The 20,350-nt window shown below is 55.1% G+C and carries 20 protein-coding genes; 15 read left to right on the top strand and 5 right to left on the bottom strand.

The window, feature by feature from the left end; all coding sequences use genetic code 11:
- Window positions 1–4: 4 nt before the first annotated feature.
- From GUC22_RS26730 to GUC22_RS26720, 3 genes are all read right to left on the bottom strand, one after another.
- Window positions 5–1,183: a glycoside hydrolase family 88 protein gene (locus GUC22_RS26730; RefSeq protein WP_064342036.1), complete on the bottom strand. Its 1,179-nt coding sequence runs from the start codon at window positions 1,181–1,183 to the stop codon at window positions 5–7.
- Window positions 1,180–1,662, bottom strand: a complete 483-nt coding sequence (locus tag GUC22_RS26725; RefSeq protein WP_064342037.1) for a PTS sugar transporter subunit IIA — start codon at window positions 1,660–1,662, stop codon at window positions 1,180–1,182. The genes GUC22_RS26730 and GUC22_RS26725 overlap by 4 nt, the downstream gene beginning before the upstream one ends.
- A 175-nt stretch (window positions 1,663–1,837) precedes the next feature.
- Window positions 1,838–4,441: a sigma 54-interacting transcriptional regulator gene (locus tag GUC22_RS26720; RefSeq protein WP_160183869.1), complete on the bottom strand. Its 2,604-nt coding sequence runs from the start codon at window positions 4,439–4,441 to the stop codon at window positions 1,838–1,840.
- A 548-nt stretch (window positions 4,442–4,989) separates the two neighbouring features.
- Between GUC22_RS26720 and GUC22_RS26715 the strand changes: the two genes are divergently transcribed.
- Genes GUC22_RS26715 through GUC22_RS26685 form a run of 7 tightly spaced genes read left to right on the top strand, consistent with a single transcriptional unit; the run spans window position 4,990 to window position 9,809 of the window.
- Window positions 4,990–5,970 (top strand): 6-phosphofructokinase, encoded by a 981-nt coding sequence (locus GUC22_RS26715; RefSeq protein ID WP_004132843.1) that lies wholly within the window; start codon window positions 4,990–4,992, stop codon window positions 5,968–5,970.
- Between the two features lie 11 nt (window positions 5,971–5,981).
- Window positions 5,982–6,296, top strand: coding sequence for a PTS sugar transporter subunit IIB (locus tag GUC22_RS26710; protein WP_004127154.1), 315 nt, complete (start codon window positions 5,982–5,984; stop codon window positions 6,294–6,296).
- A complete protein-coding gene (locus GUC22_RS26705) occupies window positions 6,289–7,656 on the top strand; it encodes a PTS sugar transporter subunit IIC (RefSeq protein WP_004127157.1) in 1,368 nt (455 codons plus the stop codon). The genes GUC22_RS26710 and GUC22_RS26705 overlap by 8 nt, the downstream gene beginning before the upstream one ends.
- Entirely contained in the window at window positions 7,643–8,485 is an 843-nt protein-coding gene (locus tag GUC22_RS26700; RefSeq protein WP_024360597.1) for a class II fructose-bisphosphate aldolase, read from the top strand. Before GUC22_RS26705 ends, GUC22_RS26700 begins: the two co-directional genes overlap by 14 nt.
- Window positions 8,486–8,541: 56 nt before the next feature.
- On the top strand, window positions 8,542–8,811 hold the full coding sequence (locus GUC22_RS26695; protein ID WP_024360596.1) for a hypothetical protein: 270 nt from the start codon (window positions 8,542–8,544) through the stop codon (window positions 8,809–8,811).
- A 9-nt stretch (window positions 8,812–8,820) separates the two neighbouring features.
- A complete protein-coding gene (locus GUC22_RS26690; RefSeq protein WP_024360595.1) occupies window positions 8,821–9,258 on the top strand; it encodes a PTS sugar transporter subunit IIA in 438 nt (145 codons plus the stop codon).
- Window positions 9,255–9,809: an AAA family ATPase gene (locus GUC22_RS26685; RefSeq protein ID WP_160183868.1), complete on the top strand. Its 555-nt coding sequence runs from the start codon at window positions 9,255–9,257 to the stop codon at window positions 9,807–9,809. The genes GUC22_RS26690 and GUC22_RS26685 overlap by 4 nt, the downstream gene beginning before the upstream one ends.
- A 90-nt stretch (window positions 9,810–9,899) precedes the next feature.
- On the opposite strand, the gene GUC22_RS26680 is transcribed toward GUC22_RS26685, so the two are convergent.
- Window positions 9,900–10,223, bottom strand: coding sequence for an AzlD domain-containing protein (locus GUC22_RS26680; protein ID WP_004870654.1), 324 nt, complete (start codon window positions 10,221–10,223; stop codon window positions 9,900–9,902).
- The gene (locus GUC22_RS26675; RefSeq protein ID WP_004870653.1) at window positions 10,223–10,882 is read right to left on the bottom strand and encodes an AzlC family ABC transporter permease; all 660 of its coding nucleotides are present in this window, start codon (window positions 10,880–10,882) and stop codon (window positions 10,223–10,225) included. The genes GUC22_RS26680 and GUC22_RS26675 overlap by 1 nt, the downstream gene beginning before the upstream one ends.
- Window positions 10,883–10,982: 100 nt before the next feature.
- Between GUC22_RS26675 and GUC22_RS26670 the strand changes: the two genes are divergently transcribed.
- The 8 genes from GUC22_RS26670 (at window position 10,983) to GUC22_RS26635 (ending at window position 20,341) form a co-directional block, all read left to right on the top strand.
- The gene (locus tag GUC22_RS26670; RefSeq protein WP_024360593.1) at window positions 10,983–11,531 is read left to right on the top strand and encodes a helix-turn-helix domain-containing protein; all 549 of its coding nucleotides are present in this window, start codon (window positions 10,983–10,985) and stop codon (window positions 11,529–11,531) included.
- Window positions 11,532–11,760: 229 nt separating this feature from the next.
- Window positions 11,761–12,972: a PfkB family carbohydrate kinase gene (locus GUC22_RS26665; protein WP_004870651.1), complete on the top strand. Its 1,212-nt coding sequence runs from the start codon at window positions 11,761–11,763 to the stop codon at window positions 12,970–12,972.
- Between the two features lie 17 nt (window positions 12,973–12,989).
- The gene (locus GUC22_RS26660) at window positions 12,990–13,913 is read left to right on the top strand and encodes a dihydrodipicolinate synthase family protein (protein ID WP_024360591.1); all 924 of its coding nucleotides are present in this window, start codon (window positions 12,990–12,992) and stop codon (window positions 13,911–13,913) included.
- 15 nt (window positions 13,914–13,928) lie between these two features.
- The gene (locus GUC22_RS26655) at window positions 13,929–14,420 is read left to right on the top strand and encodes a YhcH/YjgK/YiaL family protein (RefSeq protein WP_024360590.1); all 492 of its coding nucleotides are present in this window, start codon (window positions 13,929–13,931) and stop codon (window positions 14,418–14,420) included.
- On the top strand, window positions 14,417–15,694 hold the full coding sequence (locus GUC22_RS26650) for an MFS transporter (RefSeq protein ID WP_004870648.1): 1,278 nt from the start codon (window positions 14,417–14,419) through the stop codon (window positions 15,692–15,694). Before GUC22_RS26655 ends, GUC22_RS26650 begins: the two co-directional genes overlap by 4 nt.
- Window positions 15,695–15,800: 106 nt before the next feature.
- On the top strand, window positions 15,801–16,796 hold the full coding sequence (locus GUC22_RS26645) for a substrate-binding domain-containing protein (RefSeq protein ID WP_024360589.1): 996 nt from the start codon (window positions 15,801–15,803) through the stop codon (window positions 16,794–16,796).
- Between the two features lie 114 nt (window positions 16,797–16,910).
- Complete coding sequence (locus GUC22_RS26640) at window positions 16,911–19,034, top strand: alpha-galactosidase (RefSeq protein WP_024360588.1); 2,124 nt, start codon at window positions 16,911–16,913, stop codon at window positions 19,032–19,034.
- 41 nt (window positions 19,035–19,075) lie between these two features.
- The gene (locus GUC22_RS26635; protein WP_004870643.1) at window positions 19,076–20,341 is read left to right on the top strand and encodes an MFS transporter; all 1,266 of its coding nucleotides are present in this window, start codon (window positions 19,076–19,078) and stop codon (window positions 20,339–20,341) included.
- The last annotated feature ends 9 nt before the right edge of the window (window positions 20,342–20,350 follow it).

Raw genomic sequence — 20,350 nt, 5'->3', positions numbered from 1 at the left:
CCAGTTAGCAAAAGTAGGGTGTCCAGACGCGGGAAAGGCGAACCAGGGCTTCGAAATAGAAGTAATCGCCCCAGAGGTTAGGTTCGTTAATGCCCATATTGCGGCCAAAGTTATAAACGCCTTCGCGCAGCAGGCCGTCCTGCGCGTGGGCAAAGTAGCGCTCGCGTAAATTGCGCATCATCAGTTCAATAGCGTTGCCGTAGGCCGGACGCAGCGGGTCGGTGAGGGGTAATAGCTTCAGCAGTTCCGCCAGTCCACAGGCCGCGATCGCCGCCGCAGAGGTATCCCGGTACTGGTTATCTTCGGCAGTAAAAATCAGATCCCAATAGCAGACAAAATCTTCCGGCAGGCGGTTAAGAAAATAGTGCGTCAGGCGGCGAGAGAGCTCGGGCTGCCAGGCATCGCCGGTGTGGGTATATCCCAGCGCAAAACCGTAAATTCCCCAGGCCTGACCGCGCGACCAGCAGGAGCTATCGCTGAACCCCTGGTGCGTATCCCCGCGTAGCGGCTTGCCGTTATGAACATCCATATAGAACGTATGAAAAGTAGAGGCGTCCTCACGCACCAGATAGCGTGCGGCCTGCGCCAGATGACGGCTGGCGGCCTCGCGCCACCGTGGGTTACCGGTTTCGTTGGCGGCCCAAAACAGCAGCGGAACATTGAGGTTGCAGTCGATGATCATTCGCCCCTGACGCGCCGGGTCGTTTAAATCTCCCCACGCCTGAATCACGCCCGCCGTGGCGTGGAAGCGGCGATAAAGCAGTTCGGCCGCGCGCAGGGCGAGTTCGCGGGCGCGCAGGTTGCCGGTGAGTTTCCAGGCGTTAACGCAGGAGAGCAGGTAGAGGAAGCCGAGGTCGTGAGTATCAACCTTGATTTCCTTATCGAGCCGCTCTTCAAAACTATCGAGCAGGCTTTCCGCTACCGCCCGATATTTTTCGTCGCCGGTGACCTCCCAGGCAAGCCACAGCATGCCGGTCCAGAATCCCTCGGTCCAGTCGACTCTTTCAACGCTTTCATAGCGGCCATGGCTGGCGCTGGCGGCAGGAAAGGTTGCCGTAAAGCGCGGCAGCATGGCGTCAAGCCGGATCAGGACGTCGCCGATGGCCCCGTCAAGCCAGGCACGATCCAGCCCCGGCTGCGGTAAGAAGTAGCGGCTATCAAGCGCTTCAAGTGCGATAGTCACAGGCTGTCCTCCCCGGCAAAGAAATCATCAATATTGTCCTGCGTTTTATGCTGTGTCGCCTGGCGCGTCGCCATGATTTCCGGCAGCAGATTCATGTACTGCATTGCTCCGCTGGCGGCGGCAAATGCGTCCTGGAGCCGCTGGGCGGTATCGGTGTGTTCCGACATGCAAAACTCCATCAACATAATCAGATTGGCGCCGCTGATAACGTGCGCGTGAGGATATTTGACCATCATCTGTACGGCGGTATTGTTGACGCTGCCGCCGGGCATATCGGTAAACAGCACCAGCTCATTGCCGCGACCGGCTGCCAGCCGGGCGATAGCGTCAAAGCGAGTGGCCAGTTCAGCCGTCGAACCAATTTCGCCGCAATAGGCGCAGACGGGCGTGACGCCATGATCGTCGCCAATCAGCAGATTTAATGCTGAGACAATCCCTTCGGCATAGCGGCCATGAGTTGCGATGTACATCTCTCGCATTTGCGTTCCTTAATATGTTCTGGGTAGCTGAGGGAGATTTAGCAATCACCGTGCCATGTTTTCATCTTTATGTTTTTAAACGATAAAATAGTTTTTCTGGACGCTGTTTTCAGTGTTGAAAGGGCGAGGTTCGGCAGTGTCGAGCGCGCGGCCAGACGACGCCGACCGCGGAGGGTTAATGTTCAGGGGCAAAGGCGATCCATGGCTCCATGATTTCATAAATCATCAGCACTTCAGTGAGCGGCAGGGTGATATTGTATTTGCGGTTCAGGGCCTGGAAAAAAGTGTCATGGACGGCGACAAAGGCCTGCTGTTCAAGCGTCAGCGCAGTTTCTTCGCGATGGCGTACGCCGTTATTCACCATCACCCGTTCGATCATCAGCGCGATATGCATAAACAGATTGATGCGCAGATAGCTTTCAAAATGGATTTTGTAGAAGGATTCATACTGTTTAATGACCGCTTCAACTTCATCAATGATTACCACCGGATTGAGGAAATTAAGCCGGCTGGCGACGCCTTCGACGGTGAATAGCTTGACCACTTCATCAATCATGGGCTCCAGACCGCCTTCCATTAGCAGCCCGTTGAAATAATCACGTTTTAACACCTGCGTCTTTTCTTTAATCAGCTGCTCTACGCTAAGTAGCGGAATATACCCGGCTTCCAGATCGGTAGTCGTAATGATCAGCCGCGTACCGTTCAGCGCCGGATCGGCGTGGGCGATTTTCCATTTCAGATCGTCATACTCCATCGTAATGATATCGATCTCCTCCTGGGCCAGGAAACGCTGGACGATATCTTTCAGCTTGCGGGAGATCCCTTCGCCGGAGATGCAGGAGATAATGATTTTATTGCCCGGCAACACGCCCGCGTAGTAGCGCGTTTCCACCTCATACGCTCCTTTGGCGCTCTCAATAATCGCCTCCATCGACAGCCTGTCCTGGATTTTGGCCGCAATATCCAGCGCCATGGCCGTGCTGACGTTGTTGATAACCAACAGCTCACCGTGCAGATGGAGCTTAATCTCTTCGTAAATCTCTTTTAGCGACCCCATATCCACCAGAATAATCAGCCCCGCCCCCTGCTTAAGACGGGAAACATGGGCGATCAGCAGGTCGATAATCTCCCTGGTCGACGTCGCGTTCGCCATGTCGAAGGCTTTAAAGTAGTAGCCGCCGGTCAGTTGGTTGGCGATACCGGCAATGCTCGACGCGGTGGCGCGGCCGTGGGAAACGATAATCCCCTGAATCGGATCGTCTTCGCCGGCGAGAGTATGAAAAGCGCAGCTTAGCAGGGGCAGCAGCAGGGGCAGCGGCTGCCGGGTGACATGTTTGCTCAGCAAAGCGAGACACTCCTCGGCCAGCAACCGCGCCTTCGCGGAGACATAGTCGGAAATGGTTTGCAGTTCGCTTGCATTGACCGTCTCCTCAGCGTCATGGAGCGCGTAGCTGACGCAGAGCCAGACCGCCTTGCGGATCTCCTGGCTACAGGAGATGCCGGTCAAATTCTCCAGTTCGTCGAGAGCGTGAACGGTGTTCTGCCAGATATAGCCGCTGTACAGCGCCTCGGCGGCAACCGCGCCGCTGACGGTGGTCAGCAGCTGTTCCATTTTGCGATTCAGCAGCAGCACGTTACCGCTGTGGCAAAAGTCGCGAAAAATCACCTCATCGCGCATCGCCTTTGGCAGAAACTGGCTGGCGCACAGCGCGTCATTATCCGCATTAGCGGCAATACGGATTATTTCGCCGCCGGACGCCGGGCCGCGTAGCGTAATAACCTCGGCCTCGCGATTATCGCTCCAGGCGCTGGCGCACATCACTTTAATCTGGTTTTTTAACTCCCCGATATTGCCGCGCACCGGTGAGGCGACCAGCTGATGCATCAGCTGATTATCGAGATGGATATCCCGACGCAGGCTGTGCGCTTCTTGATGCAAAAAGTGGCTGACCTGCGCGACGCGCTCGGTAAGCGGACGCGAAATATAGTTTGGCAGCGTGACGCGCACCGGAATACGGCGACGGAAGGTGTTGAGCAGGACGGTGTCGATATTTTCCGTTGTGGCGAAGATAAAGCGCAGCGACGCCGGATGGCGCGTACGGTTATCGCCAAGGCGGTAGAAATACCCCTTGTCCATAAACAGAAATAGCTTTTCCTGGTTCTCTGCCGAGAGGCGATGAACCTCGTCGAGGAACAGAAACCCGCCATCGGCATCATCAAAGGCGCCGCGTTTTTCGCGGTCGGCTCCGGTGAAAGCGCCCCGGATATAGCCGAAAAGGGTCGCCGAAAGCAGCTCCGGGTTATTGGCGTAGTCGGCGCAGTTAAGCTCAACGAAAGGTTTGTCTGCTGCGATAACGCCGCGTTCGAGGGCATACTGATAAATTAGCGTCGCCAGGTGGCTTTTGCCGACGCCACTCTCTCCGGAGAGCAGGATAGGCAAGCCGTCACCGGGGTAGTCCACCGCTGAGCGGCACAGCGCGACGGCTTCGGCCAGACTGCCGTGTGCGCCAATCAACGGCTGAAAGGCGTCGTGCTTTTTCGACACTATGAGTGATGCCTGAACGCTTTCCTTACCGTTGGTCTGTACAAAGAAGCGCACCGGCCGGGTATTTTCTTTACTCAGATGGCCGTCATCGCACAGCCTGTTAAGGTAATGGCTGATAACGCTGCGGTTAACCTGCATAAAGTCCGCACAGTCCTGAGCCGTGAACCCCGCGGGTTTATGCGCATAATGAGTCACTATTTTCTGGAATAACTTTTCTTTTGCCGACAGCGCCATTTTTCAATGTCCTGGGTAGAGTAGAAAATAGCGTCGATTTTATTTAGACACTAGACACTACTATTTTTATTAGACACTGAGTACTTTCTACGCCATTAGATAAAAATGAAACTACGTTTTGATTAGAATGTGATGAAGATCGCCACCGATTTGATGGGGTGTAAAAGCTGGCGCCCCGCCCGCAAGCGGCCGAAGAACCGGACAGCCTGAACGGGGCGATAAACGCGCCGTGAACCTTCCTGACGTAAAAAAATGCGCTATTTATCACATTTCTGCTTTTTCATTATCGCTGGGCTTAAAGATGAAAAGGGGCAGCCCGCCGGCGAAATTATCTCCTCAAGTAACCTAATGATATAAAAGAAAATAAAAACGTAACTGTTAAGACGATCCCATTTTATAAAAGAGATATTGATCACAAAAAATGCGCTAATAAACCCGCTGTCAATATTAGGCTGGCAGAGATTTATCAGCATATTGTGATCTCTCTTGCAAATAATGCCCTTGAACTCAGGGAAAAATGTGGGCAGGCAAAACAGCGGAGACGGGCAATGAAAATTGGCATTGTTATTAGCGGCGGCGATGTTTCAGGAATTAATAATTTTATATTCCAGATTGCCAGACTGGCGAATGCCGATATCACCATTTTTAATGGTGGAATACCTGGGCTGTTGGATAAAAACCATCAGGAGGTGGCCTGGCGCGATCTGGTCGATTTCTCCATCGCCTCTATTCCGATCATTACCTCCGGGCGCACCAGCCGTCGGTTGCTGCGCAGTGAATATGAAACAATAGCCAAAAAAATTAAATCACTGCGCATTGATGTGCTGATTATGGCCGGCGGCGACGGTAGCCTGCAGTTTCTCAATACGCTGAGCGAATTTGATATTAACTGCTTTGGCGTCGGGATGACTATCGATAACGATGTGTACGGCAGTGATTATACGATTGGTTTCTCCACCGCCTGCGAGCAGATTATTAAAGAAGTTTCCCGCTTAAGAAATACCGGAAGAGCATTACCGGGCCGCGTGTTTATGGTCGAAATTCTGGGAGGGTATTGTGGAGAGTTAACGTTGCAATCCGCGATAAAAAGTAACGCCGATATCGCCCTGATCCCGGAATCGCAGCTGCCGTTGGAAACGCTGGCCGAGCGGGTGAAGCATAAGCTGACACAGCAAAACAGCGTGGTGATCCTGTGCTCTGAAGGCTACACCAGGGAATACTCTCCCGGATTTCAGGGAGCCATTGATACCATGATTAAGCAGCTCGAACCGCAAATTGGCGTGCGTATTCGTAAAACTATCGTTGGCTACGGTTTGCGCAATGGCGATCCGACCTGCGAAGAGATCTACCAGGGCACGATTATGGCCAGTGAAGTGGTTCGCTGCATTCAGTCAGGGATGAAAAATAAAGCCATTATAATTAATGCAAGTAACAAACCTATTCCGATTGATTTAATTAGTATGAAAAAACGTCTGGTCGACACTGAAGGACATCATTATAAACTTGCCAAACAACTCAATATAATTTGAGGAGACCCTACATGCTGAAAATTCTATGCGTATGTGGCTGCGGCCTCGGTTCAAGCTTTGCCATTGAAATGACGGCGAAGGCGGTTTTAAAGAAGCTGGAGATTCCAGCACAGATTGAACATACCACTATTTCCGAAGCCGGGGCGTTTAAATCAGATATGATTCTGACGCAAAAAACCTTTGCCGATATATTAACGGCGGATGCCAGCGAGGAGGAAATTAAACGCGTAGTGGTACTGCATAAGCTGACGGATAAAGACGAGATTGAGGCAAAGATCGTCGCATTCTTAAAAGAACGTAACCTGAAGGTAGCGGACTATGAATAGCTTTGTAGAGTTTATCGTCAAAGATTTACTCGGCCAGGCATCGATATTAATTGCATTTATTGCGATGCTGGGCCTGATTCTGCAAAAAAAATCAGCGGGTAAAACGGCAGAGGGTACGTTTAAAACGCTGCTCGGTTTCTTAATTATGATGGCCGGGATCAACATTATTGTCGCCACGCTAACGTTCCTTAACGATATTTTCACGCAGGGATTTGGCATGAAAGGCTACATTACCGATGTCGCCGCCATTGCCGGATTAGCCAACCGTGAATTAGGTTCCGAAGTCGCGTTGACCCTGATGGTGATTTTTGCCGTCAACATCATTATCGCCCGCCTGACGCCGCTTAAATATATTTTTCTGACCGGCCAGGCGCTGCTGTGGATGGCGACTATCGGCGCGGTGATTGGTTATAAAGCCGGGTTGACCGGGCTTCCGTTGATTTTAACCGGCGGTATTTTCGGCGGCGTGATGGCGGTACTGATGCCCGCCCTGGCGCAGCCGGTGGTCAGGCGCATTACCGGTTCCGATGACGTGGCGCTGGGGCACTTCTGCACTATCGGCTATCTGGTGCAGGCGGCGGTGGCTAAAGTGGTGGGGAAAGGGTCTCGCTCAACAGAAGACCTTGAATTACCGGATAACTTTAAGTTTCTTCAGGATACCTATCTCGCGATGGCGGTAGTGATGGTGCCGATGTACCTCATCCCCGCGGTTGCGGCGGGCCCGGAATATATCGCGCAGTTCTCCAACGGCATTAACTACCTGATGTACGCCTTTATGCAGTCCATTCAGTTTGTGGCGGGGGTATTCGTTCTCTACAGCGGCGTGCGCCTGTTGCTTAACGAGCTGGTGCCGGCATTTCGCGGGATTGCGATGCGCATTGTCCCGGACGCTAAGCCCGCGCTGGATTGCCCGGTGCTGTTTCCCTATGCGCCTAACGCGGTGATCGTCGGCTTCCTGGCGACCACCGTCGGCTCCATCATCGGCATGCTGGTGTTTCCCATGTTTGGCCTGGCGATGATCCTGCCCGGCCTGTTAACCAACTTCTTTGCCGGGGGGACGGCGGGTGTCTTCGGCAACGCGCTGGGCGGCCGCCGCGGGGCGATGATTGGCGGCGTCATTCACGGCCTGTTTATCACCTTCCTGCCCGCCATTTTGGTACCGATGCTGGAAAGCTACGGTTTTACCGGCGTCACCTTCAGCGATTCGGACGTCATTAGTTCCGGTCTGGTATTAGGCCACGCTTTCCAGAATAACTGGCTATTTGTCGCCCTGTTCATTGTTTTTGTTGCCGCACTGGCATGGTTCGTAAACGGTAAATCAGCGAAGCCGAAAGGGGAAAATGTTCATGAGTCTGTATAACTTCAACGCTATTCTGAAAATTGCGCAGGAAAGAAATTTTAAGGCCATTGGCTCATTTAATTTGCACTGTATTGAAATGCTGCCAGCATTTTTTAAAGCGGCGCAACAAAGCCATAGCCCGTTAATGATTCAAATCTCTACCGGGACGGCGGAATATCTTGGCTACCGGTTACTGGTGGATGCGGTTCGTTCATTAGCGGAAAGTGAAAACGTGCCGACCTGCCTGCATCTGGATCACTGCTCTGATATTAGCGCCATCGAAACGGCCATGGATGCCGGATTTACATCAGTGATGTACGACGGCTCCCATCTGGATTTGGAAGAGAATATCGGCAATACCCGCATCGTGGTGGAGATGGCGCGCCCGCGGAATATCACGGTAGAAGGCGAACTGGGGGCGATCGGCGGATCGGAAGACGGCAAAGCCGTGGCCGCGGAGGATATCTGCTTCACCACGGTGGAGGACGCCAAACGCTTTGTGGAGGAGACCCGGGTGGATATGCTGGCGGTCTCCGTGGGCACGGTGCACGGCCTGTATACCGGTAAGGCGCAAATCCAGCACCAGCGGCTAAAAGAGATTAGCGCCGCGACCGGCGTGCCGTTAGTGCTGCACGGCGGTACCGGCGTCAGCGATGAAGATATGCGCCTGGCCGTCACTGAAGGCATTAACAAGGTGAACGTCGGCACTGAAATGAACGTCCAGTGGGTCGATCGCTGTAAAACCACCTTTGAAAAAGGCAAAGTGAACGACAGCGTACGCAAATTTTTAATTCCGGCGAATAACGCGGTCACCCATGTATTAATGGAAAAAATCGCGCTGTTCAAATAAAAGCTTATTTTAAACCGTATTTTGTTGCCCTGCTGTCCGTCAGGGAGGAGCTCGCTATGTTTGAATCTTTGAAAACGTTGTGGAAAAAAGAGAATCAACCACCGCAGGATTATGACGAACAGTCCCGTCAGCTGGCCGGGGAAATAGCCAGACTGGAAGCGGAACTACAGGGCAACCCGGCTAATGGCGAAATACAGAAAGCCTTAATGCTGATGTATAACCGGGCGCTGGCGGTGTATGCCAAAAGTAAGAGTCATCGGCAGGAGATAGATGCGCTCTTTGTGCGTATTGATGAGTTACGCAATGTAATTCGCCGCAATATTTAGGGAGTGATGATGACGATAAAAGAACTGCTGATAGAGGCCGATGCGATTCAGGTCGGCGTCACGGAGTCCGACTGGCAGAAAGTGATCCATCTGGCGGCCAGCCCGCTGGTCGCGAAAGGGTATATCTCGGCGGATTACGGTCAGGCGGTAATCGATAATACCCTGAACCACGGCGCCTATTACGTTTTCGATGAAGGCGTCGCTATCCCCCACGCCAGGCCGGAATGTGGCGTCAGGCGTAACTGTTTTAGCCTGGTCGTGTTGGATAAGCCGATTCATTTTGCCGATAGCGAGAAGGCGGATATTGTCATTATGTTCGGCGCGCAGGACAGCAATGCCCATATTGAGGAGGGCATCCGGGCGATTATCGCCCTGCTCGATAATAACGAGACCATGGCGAAGCTGCGGGCCGCCAGCAGCAGAGAGGAGGTCGTCGCGTTGTTATGAACAGACATCTCACACCCGGCTGCAAAACGGTGATTTTAATTAACGGCATTCCCGCCTCGGGCAAAAGCACCGTCACCCGGCAGCTATCGGCAACCTTCAATCTGCCGCAGCTGACTATCGACGGTATTAAAGAGCCGTTTATGGCGTGCTTTAGCGAAATCGACAGATCTTTCAACCGGCAGCTGGGCTGCGCCGCTTATGAAGTCATCTGGTCGATCGTCGGCCACGCTCCGGCAGGCTGTATCTGGTTAATCGACGCCTGGTTTGGTTTTCAGCCGCGCGAAACGTTGCAGCGGCAGCTGCAGCAGGCGGGCGTTGAAAAGGTTCTGGAGATCTGGAACCGCATCTCGCCCGAGCTTGCGGTGTCGCGCTATGCCAGCCGGTTGCATGATCGCAGGCCGGGGCACCCGGGCGAAGAGTATCTCCCGGAGCTGGCTCAGCTGGCGCAGCGGGCGGAACCCATGCGGCTGGGGCCGGTGTTTACCGTCGATCAGCAAAAACCGCTGGAGATGGCGCCTGTTATCCGTTGGCTCGAAGTACAAATGCAGTAATTCCTTAACTGCAGCTGCCCGGCGGCGCTTCGCTTTCGTGGCCTACAGGAATTGCGTAATTACTTGATATTGCGGGTTTCGTAGGCCGGGTCAGGCGATACCCGCTATCCGCAGCAGCGCCGTCGCCACGGCGGCGGCGATAATCACCACGATCAGCGGCATCTTGCGCCAGGCGAGGAACACCGCCAGGCCAACGCCCAGCACCCGCGCCATCCCGGCAAAATGTTCGCCCTCGTAAAAGGTGGTCGCCAGCGCCACGGAAAAGAGCAGTACCGTCGCCGCATCGGAGAGCAGCGCCTGGGAGCGCTCGGAAAACGCCAGCCGGCTGCCGAGCTTCGCTCCGCCTAAACGCATTAAGTAGGTGCCCAGCGACAAAATCGCAATACCGGCGATAAATAGCGTCATATTGCCCATTATTTTTTCCTCGTCAGCAGGCCAAACAGCGACAGTAAAACCGGCAGACCAACCGGCGCGAAAGGCACGGCGGCCAGCGATAGCGCCGCTCCGCTACAGGCGCGGATCAACGTGGTGCGGTTTTTAAAGGCCGGCACCACCAGCGCCAGAAGAATCGCCGGGAATACCGCATCGAGGCCAATGGTCTCCGGCGCCGGGAGCAGCTTGCCGACGCCCGCGCCTAACAACGCGCCCAACGGCCAGATCAGCGCCACGCCCAGGCCGCACAGCCAGTAGGCGGCCCGCCGCTGCTCGGGGGTTTTCTGCGACAGACCAAACACTACGCTTTCATCGTTCATGATGTGGCAGCCGAGGAAGCTGGCGGCGCGCTGGCCGACCAGGTCGCGCACCGTTACGCCGAAGGGAATATGGCGCGCGTTGACCAGCAGCCCGGCCGCCGCCGCCGCCAGCGGGTTGCCGCCGCTGGCGACAATGCCGATAAACATAAACTCTGAAGCGCCCGCCAGGACGCAAACCGAAAGCACAAAGGGGACCCAAATCGGGAAGCCGTAGGCGACGGCCAACGAGCCGTAGGACATCCCGACGATGCCTACCGCGAGGCAGACTAAAACAATTGCTCTGAGGGTGTCGCCCTTAAGCGCGGCGAAGTGCTGTTTCATACTCTTTAGCCATATCGAACGAATTTCCATTATAATGAACGTAACAGAATCGCATTTCAAGACGAACGAATCGTTCGTTATAAAAAACACGGAGGGCTGTATGACTCAGCCAATTAGCCTGATTGCCAAAAGCCTGGTACGTGAGCGCGCGCGCACCGGCCTTTCCCTTGCCGAAGTTGCGCGGCGGGCGGGAATTGCCAAATCAACGTTATCGCAGCTGGAATCCGGCAATGGCAACCCGAGCCTGGAAACCCTCTGGGCGCTGTGCGTGGCTCTTGATATTCCCTTTGCCCGGCTGCTGGAGCCGCAGGTCAACACCACGCAGGTGATCCGCCGCGGCGAGGGGACGAAGGTGGTCGCCGAGCAGGCGAACTATCAGGCGATTTTGCTGGCCGCCTGCCCGCCGGGCGCCCGGCGCGATATCTATCTTCTGCTGACTCAGCCGGGCGCGGACCGCATTTCCCACCCCCATCCGCCGGGTTCGGTGGAGCATATTATTGTCACCCAGGGGCGGGCGCGGGTCGGCCTGACGGAAGCGCCGGAAGAGCTGGGGGAAGGCGATTACATCTGCTATCCCGCCGATCGGCAGCACGTTTTCCAGGCGCTGGAGCCGGACACCCAGGCGCTGCTGATTGCCGAGCAGAACTAAATTTAATAACATTCTGCGCATTTATTCGTAATCCGCAGAATGTTATGCCGTTATATATGTTAATGATATATATATTATTTTACTTCCTATAGAACCGGGAATATCGCTTTTCCGTTTATTCTTTTTCTTCATTTTTGTTTGCTTCCGTTTCGTCTGGAAACATGGGATTGATGTCACTCTTCCACCCTTAGGTGGTTCGTATACTGCAACGGTGATATCGGGGTTAATTATGTTTCTTGAAGAACGTAGAAAGTCTATTTTACGATATTTAGATGAACATGAACGTGGTTATGTTAATTATTTTTCTGCTCATTTTAATGTCACGAAAGAAACGATTCGCAGTGATTTAAATACTCTTGCGGCGATGGGCTTGGTGCAGCGCTGTTATGGCGGAGCAATTATTTCGCGCCGTAGTTTGCAGGCGGAACTTATTTCTGAAACCGGTGATAGTTTTGAGGTGCTGCTGCAACCTCTTAATCACCGTAAATCACCAGGCGATGAGCGACAAAAAGGAAAAGTTATGCAGGGTAAGGTATGTGTATTTGGCTCGTTCAACGTTGACATTGTGGCGAAGGTGGAGCGCTTCCCGCGAGGCGGTGAATCGCTAATGGCGCTGGGTAGCAGCCTGGGACCGGGAGGGAAAGGTGCAAACCAGGCAACGGCCGCCAGTAAAGCCGGTGCTCAGGTGCATTTTGTTGCCAAGGTGGGTAAAGATCAGTTCAGTCATTTAGCAGCAGATCATTTAACTCGCTCTGCAATTCACTCTTACACGCTTTATCAGTCAGAGAGTGAACCAACCGGTAATGCGATTATTTATGTTTCTCAGGAAAACGGCGAAAATATGATTGCTATTTATTCCGGGGCAAATACTACTATTACCTATAGTGAAATTCAGAAAATTATTCCGGAATTATCTTCATCAGATGTTTTATTGGTTCAGCTGGAAAATAATTTCGATGCTACTCATTCACTAATCAAGATAGCGCATGAGCTGGGTAAGCAAGTTATTCTTAATCCCGCCCCCTATTCTGCTGAAATTATCCCCAGCATCCCCTTTGTAGATGTCATTACGCCGAATGAAACGGAAGCATCTTTATTATCGGGGATCGACATTAGCGATTTTGATACGGCAAAAGAAGCGGCGCTACGTATCGCCAGACTCGGCGCTAAAAAAGTGCTGATTACGATGGGGTCGCGCGGTGCGCTGCTGCTGGATAACCGCCAGTTCAGTCATATACGCGCTTTCCCAGCCGTCACCGTGGATACCACCGGTGCCGGCGATGCTTTCAACGGTGCGCTGGCCGCATCGCTTGCCGCCGGAAATAGTCTGGTGCAGGCCGCTACCTGGGCCTCCGCCTTCGCCTCTCTGGCCGTGGAGCTGGAAGGGGCATCCAATATGCCTGAATTTGAACAGGCAAACGCACGACTCCGTACCCTCTGAACTCAGGAAAAAACAATATGAAAACGATTAACGGTATTGTCCCAGTAATGCTGACGCCATTTGCCGCTGACGAACGGATAGATTATCCGGCGCTGGCGAAATTAATCGACTGGTATCTGGAGAAGGGCGTTGATGCGCTGTTTGCCGTCTGTCAATCAAGCGAAATGCAGTTCCTTTCCTTAGAAGAACGCGTTGAGCTGGCGCGTTTTGTGGTACAGCGCGTTAACGGCCGCATTCCCGTTATCGCTTCTGGCCATATCAGTGATGATATTGAAGCGCAAAAAGCCGAGCTGCTGGCGATGGCGCAGACCGGTATTGATGCCCTGGTGCTGGTGACTAACCATCTCGATCCGCGTAATGAGGGGAGCGACGTTTTCTATGCAGTGCTGAATACGTTGCTGGAAACGCTGCCAGCCTCGCTACCGCTCGGCCTTTACGAGTGTCCGGCGCCTTATCGCCGATTGCTTACCGATGATGAATTTACATGGTGCGCCAATAGCGGGCGCTTCGTTGTGCTGAAGGATGTGAGCTGCGATCTACCGACCGTTGAACGTCGCGTACGTCTGGCGCAGGGCACGCCGCTCAACGTCATTAACGCCAACGCGGCGATTGCCTGGCCAGCGATTTTGGCGGGCTCACAGGGCTTTAGCGGTGTGTTTACCAACTTTCACCCTGAACTATATAGCTGGCTGTGGCGAGAGGGGAAAAACCAACGCGCACTGGCCGATGAACTGGCGATTTTCCTCTCTCTGGGGGCGGTGAGCGAAACGCTGGGCTATCCGAAAAACGCCAAAATCTACCATCAGCGTCTGGGGACTTTCGACAGTATCACCTGCCGGGTTAATAAAGATGATGTGCTGAATAAGTACTGGGGGCTGACGGTGATTCTCGACCAGATTCGCGCCGGAACCGAACAGTGGCGTCAGCGTATCGTGGGCTAAGCGGAGGATGCCATTATGATCGTAACCAGTCTGAAGGCATGGCCCGCACAGTCGATGGCTTATCATCCGGTTATTCGCCAGGCGCTGGCTTTTCTTGCAGAGCAAGATTTTCAGGATTTCACGCTGGGAAAAATCGACCTGATCCCTGACCGACTCTTTTGCCTGCTACAGGAGATGGATAGCATGCCTTTTGCCGAGGCTCGTCCGGAATCGCACCGTCAGTTTATCGATATTCAGTACCTGATTTCAGGCCATGAGCGTATGGGCGTCAGCCGCGTGGAAAGCGGTCTGCATACCGTTGTGGATGATCGAACGCCGCAGCAGGACATCATGTTCTGGCAGGTAGAAGAAGCAGAGACGCAGGTAACGTTAACCCCCGGTATGTTCGCGATTTTCTTCCCGGAAGATATTCATCGCCCCTGCTGCCATCCTCTGGGCGGTGGTGTTAGCCATCTGCGCAAAGCGGTCATCAAAATCGATCGCGCATTACTGGAGGTATCGGCATGAGCACCGTGAATCAGACTTCCTCGGCGGTAATCGAGCCGCCGAAACTCTCTCGCCGGCGCTGGGGGATTATTTTGATTTTGCTGCTGGCTGCGGTGGTGAACTATCTTGACCGCGCCAACCTGAGTATTGCTAATACCACCATTTCGAAGGAGTTTGGTTTCTCCGGAACCGAAATGGGTCTGCTGCTATCGGCGTTTCTCTGGCCTTATGCGCTGGCAAACCTGCCGGCCGGCTGGCTGGTCGACCGTTTCGGCCCAAAGAAGATGTTCACCGGCGCGCTGACGCTATGGTCTGCCGTGACCTTTCTGATGGGATTTGTGAATACCTATAGTTTCTTCTACGGCCTGCGGGTGCTGCTGGGGGTGGCAGAGTCGCCGTTCTTTACCTCTGGTATCAAGATCACCCAAAGCTGGTTTTCGGATAAAGAGCGCGGCCTGCCGACATCGATCATCAATACGGGTTCGCAAATCGCTAACGCCATCGCGCCGCCGCTGCTGACGCTTCTGCTGCTGTGGGTTGGCTGGCGCGGGATGTTTATCGCCGTGGGTCTGCTGGGTATACCGTTGATTCTGGCGTGGCTGAAGTTTTATCGCGATCCGGATGCGCGGGAAGCGATGCTGATCCACACCGGTAAGGTGGTGATGGCTGAGGCCGATAAGCCACAGGTTAGCTGGGGCGAGCTGTTTCGCAATAAAACGACCTGGTTCATGATCTCCGGCAACTTCTGCATCATGTTTACTATCTGGGTTTATCTGACGTGGCTGCCGGGTTATCTGGAAACGTCGCTGGGATTCAGCCTGAAGCAGACGGGCTTTATTGCCTCGATTCCATTCTTTGCCGGTATTCTTGGCGTCCTTTGCGGCGGGATGCTCTCTGACCGTCTGGTGCGTAGAGGGATTAATGCGGTAACGGCGCGGAAGGTGCCTATTGTGGTGGGGGCGGCAATGGCGGCCTGTTTTGTGATGCCAATTCCGTTTGTCAGCAACAGCGGTACCGCGATTACGCTACTGACGCTGGGCTATTTCTGCTCACAAATGCCGTCCGGGGTTATTTGGGCGCTGGCGGCGGATATGGCGCCCAAAGAGCAGGTCGCTTCTCTCGGTGCGATCCAGAACTTTGGCGGTTTTCTCGGTGCAGCGCTGGCGCCGGTGATCACGGGGATTATCCTTGATGCTACCGGTCAGTTCACCAATGTCTTTATTCTCGGCGGCTGCCTGCTGTTCCTTGGCGCCTGTCTCTATGGCTTCTTTGTGCGTAAACCGCTGGCGCAGTAGTTTTTCCTCAGGACAAAGCGCCGAATGGCGCTTTGTCGCTGTTGCTGGACGCCATGCCCGTATTGCGGGACACTAGCCGCATTCTTCCGCGAAGACAGGCATACCTATGTCGCTGAAAGCCATTGCTAAAGAACTTGGGATCTCGGTAACGACCGTCAGCCGCGCGTTAAACGGCTATGACGACGTGTCGCAGGAGACGCGCGCCCGCGTGGAAGCGGAAGCCCAGCGCCGCGGATATCGCCCCAATACTTTCGCTCGTCGCCTGAAGATGGGCAAAATCGACGCCGTCGGCCTCGTTTTCCCCGTGCGCCCCGCGCCGCTGAATAACAACGTCTTTCTCGAAATGGTGGGTGAAATCAGCCACGAACTGGCGCGCTACGAGATTGATTTACTGCTGATTGCCGACGATGAACAGGCCGATAAGCACGGCTATATGCGTATGGTGCAGAGCCGCCGCGTCGATGCGCTGATCGTCGCGCATACGCTCGATGACGACCCGCGCCTGATTCAACTGCTCTCCGCCGGCTTTCCTTTTCTGGCGCTGGGCCGCAGCCGCCTGCCGCAGCCCTACGCCTGGTTTGATTTCGATAACCAGGCGGGAACGTATCGCGCCACCCGCCACCTGATTAGCCAGGGGCACCGACGCATCGCGCTGCTGAGCGAAAATAACAATCAGGCTTTTATTACCCAGCGCCGCAACGGTTATCTGCAGGCGCTGCGCGAAGCGGGCCTGGCGGATACCTGGCTGCGCAGCGTGCCGCCCACCCGCCGCGGCGGGTTTCAGGCAACCATGGAGCTGCTGCGCTTGCCCGAACCGCCAACGGCGATTGTCACCGATTGCAACACTCACGGCGACGGCGCGGCGATGGCCCTGGCTCAACTGGGGCGTCTGACTGGCGATAACCGTGTTGCATTAGTGGTTTACGACGGTTTACCGCAGGATAGCATCATTGAAACTCCGGTTGGCGCGGTGATTCAATCCACCCGCCAGGGTGTGGGTCGCCAGATAGCCAGCATGGTTCGCCACTTAATCGCCGGTGACGATCTCGCCTCGCTCCAGGTACTCTGGCAGCCTGAATTTATCTCCGGCGAAACCGCCTGATTTCCCGCCCGTTAGATTAATTTCCTGAACTCGATCACGGATCCGAAACGTTTTGGTTGGCGTCCGAAACGTTTCGGATCAACAGTAAGACATTCCTTGTTGTGGAGATGTCTAATGTCTGATTCGATTTTACGCCTGCAAAGCGCAGTGGCCGACGTGGTGATCAAAACCCATCCGTTCGCCGAAATTATCTACTGGGGGCCGCATTTAAGCCACTTTTCGCCGCAGGATGCCGCCAGCATCGCCCGCCCGGTGGCCAACGGTCGCCTCGATGTCGATTCCCCGGTGACCTTGATGGCCGAACTGGGGCACGGTCTGTTTGGCGCGCCGGGCATTGAGGGCCACCGCCAGGGGCTGGATGCCTCGCCGATGTTCACCACCACCGAGGTGGTGCAGGACGGGCAGAAGGTTACTCTCTTCAGCGAAGACGCGCAGGCTGGCCTGCGGTTATGCAGTGAAATCCAGCTTGATAGCAGCGGCGTGCTGAGCGTGCGCCATGGCTTAACCAACCTGCGCCCGCAGCCGTGGCAGGTGGATCGCCTGGCCGTCACGCTGCCGGTCGCCGAACGCGCCCGCGAAGTGATGGCCTTTCATGGCCGCTGGATCCGCGAATTCCAGCCCCATCGTCTCATTCTGGAACACGACAGCTTTGTGCTGGAAAACCGCCGCGGACGCACCTCTCACGAACATTTTCCGGCGCTGATTACCGGCAGCCGCGCCTTTAGCGAGATGCAGGGCGAAGTGTGGGGCGTGCACCTGGGCTGGAGCGGTAACCACCGCCTGCGGGCGGAAGTGAAAACCGACGGGCGGCGCTACCTGCAGGCGGAAGCGCTCTATCTGGCGGGCGAAATGGCGCTGGCGGAAGGGGAAACGCTGTGGACGCCGAACCTCTACGCCAGCTATTCAGCGCAAGGGCTGAACGGCATGAGCCAGCAGTTCCACCGCTATTTGCGCGAACAGATTATTCGCTTCCCGGACAACAAGGCGCGCCCGGTGCATCTCAACACCTGGGAAGGGATCTATTTTGACCACGACCCGCAGTACATCATGCGCATGGCGGATGAGGCGGCGGGGTTGGGCGTGGAGCGCTTTATCATCGACGACGGCTGGTTTAAAGGGCGCAACGACGACTGGGCGGCGCTCGGCGACTGGTATCTCGATGAAGAAAAATATCCTGACGGTCTGACCCCGATTATCGACCACGTGAAGTCGCTGGGGATGGAGTTCGGCATCTGGGTTGAGCCAGAGATGATCAACCCGAACTCCGATTTATACCGCGCGCATCCCGACTGGGTGCTGGCGCTGCCGGGCTATACGCCGATCCCCGGACGGCATCAGTTTGTCCTGAACCTGAATATCCCGGAAGCCTTTGATTATCTGCTGGAACGGATGAGCTGGCTGCTGGGCGAGCACGCCGTGGACTATGTGAAATGGGATATGAACCGCGAGCTGGTGCAGCCTGCGCATAACGGTAAAGCCGCCGCCGATGCGCAAACTCGCCAGTTCTATCGCCTGCTGGATACGCTGGTGGCCCGCTTCCCGCATATTGAATTTGAGTCCTGCTCCTCCGGCGGCGGGCGTATCGATTATGAAGTGCTGAAGCGCAGCCATCGCTTCTGGGCTTCCGACAATAACGATGCCCTCGAGCGCAACACCATTCAGCGCGGCATGAGCTACTTCTTCCCGCCGGAAGTGATGGGCGCGCACATCGGCAACCGCCGCTGTCACGCCACTTTCCGCCAGCACAGTATCGCTTTCCGCGGCCTGACGGCGCTGTTCGGCCATATGGGGCTTGAGCTGGATCCGGTGAGCGCCGATGAGCAAGAGCGCGCGGGTTACCGCAAATACGCGGCGCTACACAAGCAGTGGCGCGATGTTATTCATCACGGCGTGCAGTGGCGTATCGATATGCCGGACGCCACAACCCTCGCGCACGGCGTGGTGAGTGAGGATAAGAGCCAGGCGATTTTCCTCGTCAGTCAGCTGGCGATGCCGGACTACACCCTGATGGCGCCGCTGCGCGTGGCGGGACTGGAAGCGGGAGCCCGCTACCGGGTGACGCTTCTCGACCATCCCGATATCCAGATTACGGGAGAGGGCGGCCATACGATGCGTAAGCTGCCGGAATGGATGACGACACCGCAGACCGTAAGCGGCGAGTGGTTACAACAGGCGGGGCTGGCGCTGCCAATCCTCGACCCGGAAAGCGCCATTTTGATTGGCCTGCAACGCGTGTGATGGTAACGGGCCGCGCGTCGGCCCTTTTTGAGGAGTACACAATGAACCCGACCGTCTGTACCCATAAAAACAACCCCAATTTCTGGATTTTCGGGCTGTTCTTCTTTCTCTACTTTTTCATTATGGCCACCTGCTTTCCGTTTTTGCCGATCTGGCTATCGGACGTCATCGGCCTGAATAAAACCGAGACCGGTATTGTTTTCTCCAGCCTGTCGCTGTTCGCTATCTGCTTTCAGCCGATACTGGGCGTGATCTCCGATAAGCTGGGGCTGAAAAAGCATCTGATGTGGATCGTGACCGTGCTGCTGGTGCTGATCGCCCCCTTTTTCCTCTATGTCTTTGCGCCGCTGCTGAAAACCAATATCTGGCTCGGGGCACTGAGTGGCGGGGCCTACATCGGCTTTGTTTTCTCCGCCGGCGCCGGGGCGATGGAAGCCTATATTGAGCGCGTGAGCCGCAACAGCGGGTTTGAATACGGCAAGGCGCGGACTTTTGGCTGCCTCGGCTGGGCGCTGTGCGCTACCACGGCGGGGATGCTATTCAGCGTTAACCCCGAGTGGGTGTTCTGGATGGGGTCAGCCGCCGCGCTGGTGCTGGTCGTACTGGTGGCTATCGCGAAACCGCAGGCCAGCCAGACCGCGCAGGTGATGGACTCGCTGGGCGCTAACCGATCATCGGTCGATTTAAAAACCGCCGTGCGCATGTTCCGTCAGCGCAAAATGTGGATGTTTATTCTCTATGTTATCGGCGTCGCCTGCGTATATGACGTCTTTGACCAGCAGTTTGCCACCTTCTTTAAATCTTTCTTCGCCACGCCGGAATCGGGCACCCGCGCCTTTGGTTTCGCGACCACCGCCGGGGAAATATGCAACGCGATTATCATGTTCAGCTCGCCGTGGATTATTAACCGCATCGGCGCGAAGAATACGCTGCTGATTGCCGGGATGGTGATGGCGGCGAGGATGATCGGCTCATCGTTCGCCACGACGGCCGCTGAAGTGGTGGCGCTGAAAATGCTCCATGCGCTGGAGGTCCCGTTCCTGCTGGTGGGGGCGTTTAAGTACATTACCGGCGTGTTTGACGTTCGGCTGTCGGCGACGATTTACCTGGTCGGCTTCCAGTTTTCCAAACAGGTGGCGGCGATTTTTCTCTCCGCTTTTGCCGGAAATATGTATGACCGTATCGGCTTCCAGGATACCTATATGATCCTTGGCGGCATCGCCCTGACCGTCACCTTGATATCCGCCTTTACCTTATCGGGCAAGGCCACGTCGGAAAAGATGCGCGATAACGCCATGACGGTTTAGAAAACAGGT

Origin of the sequence: Klebsiella sp. MPUS7, from assembly GCF_009905335.1 — a bacterium.
Lineage (GTDB): Bacteria > Pseudomonadota > Gammaproteobacteria > Enterobacterales > Enterobacteriaceae > Klebsiella > Klebsiella grimontii.
This window is presented reverse-complemented; position numbering and strand designations above follow the sequence as displayed.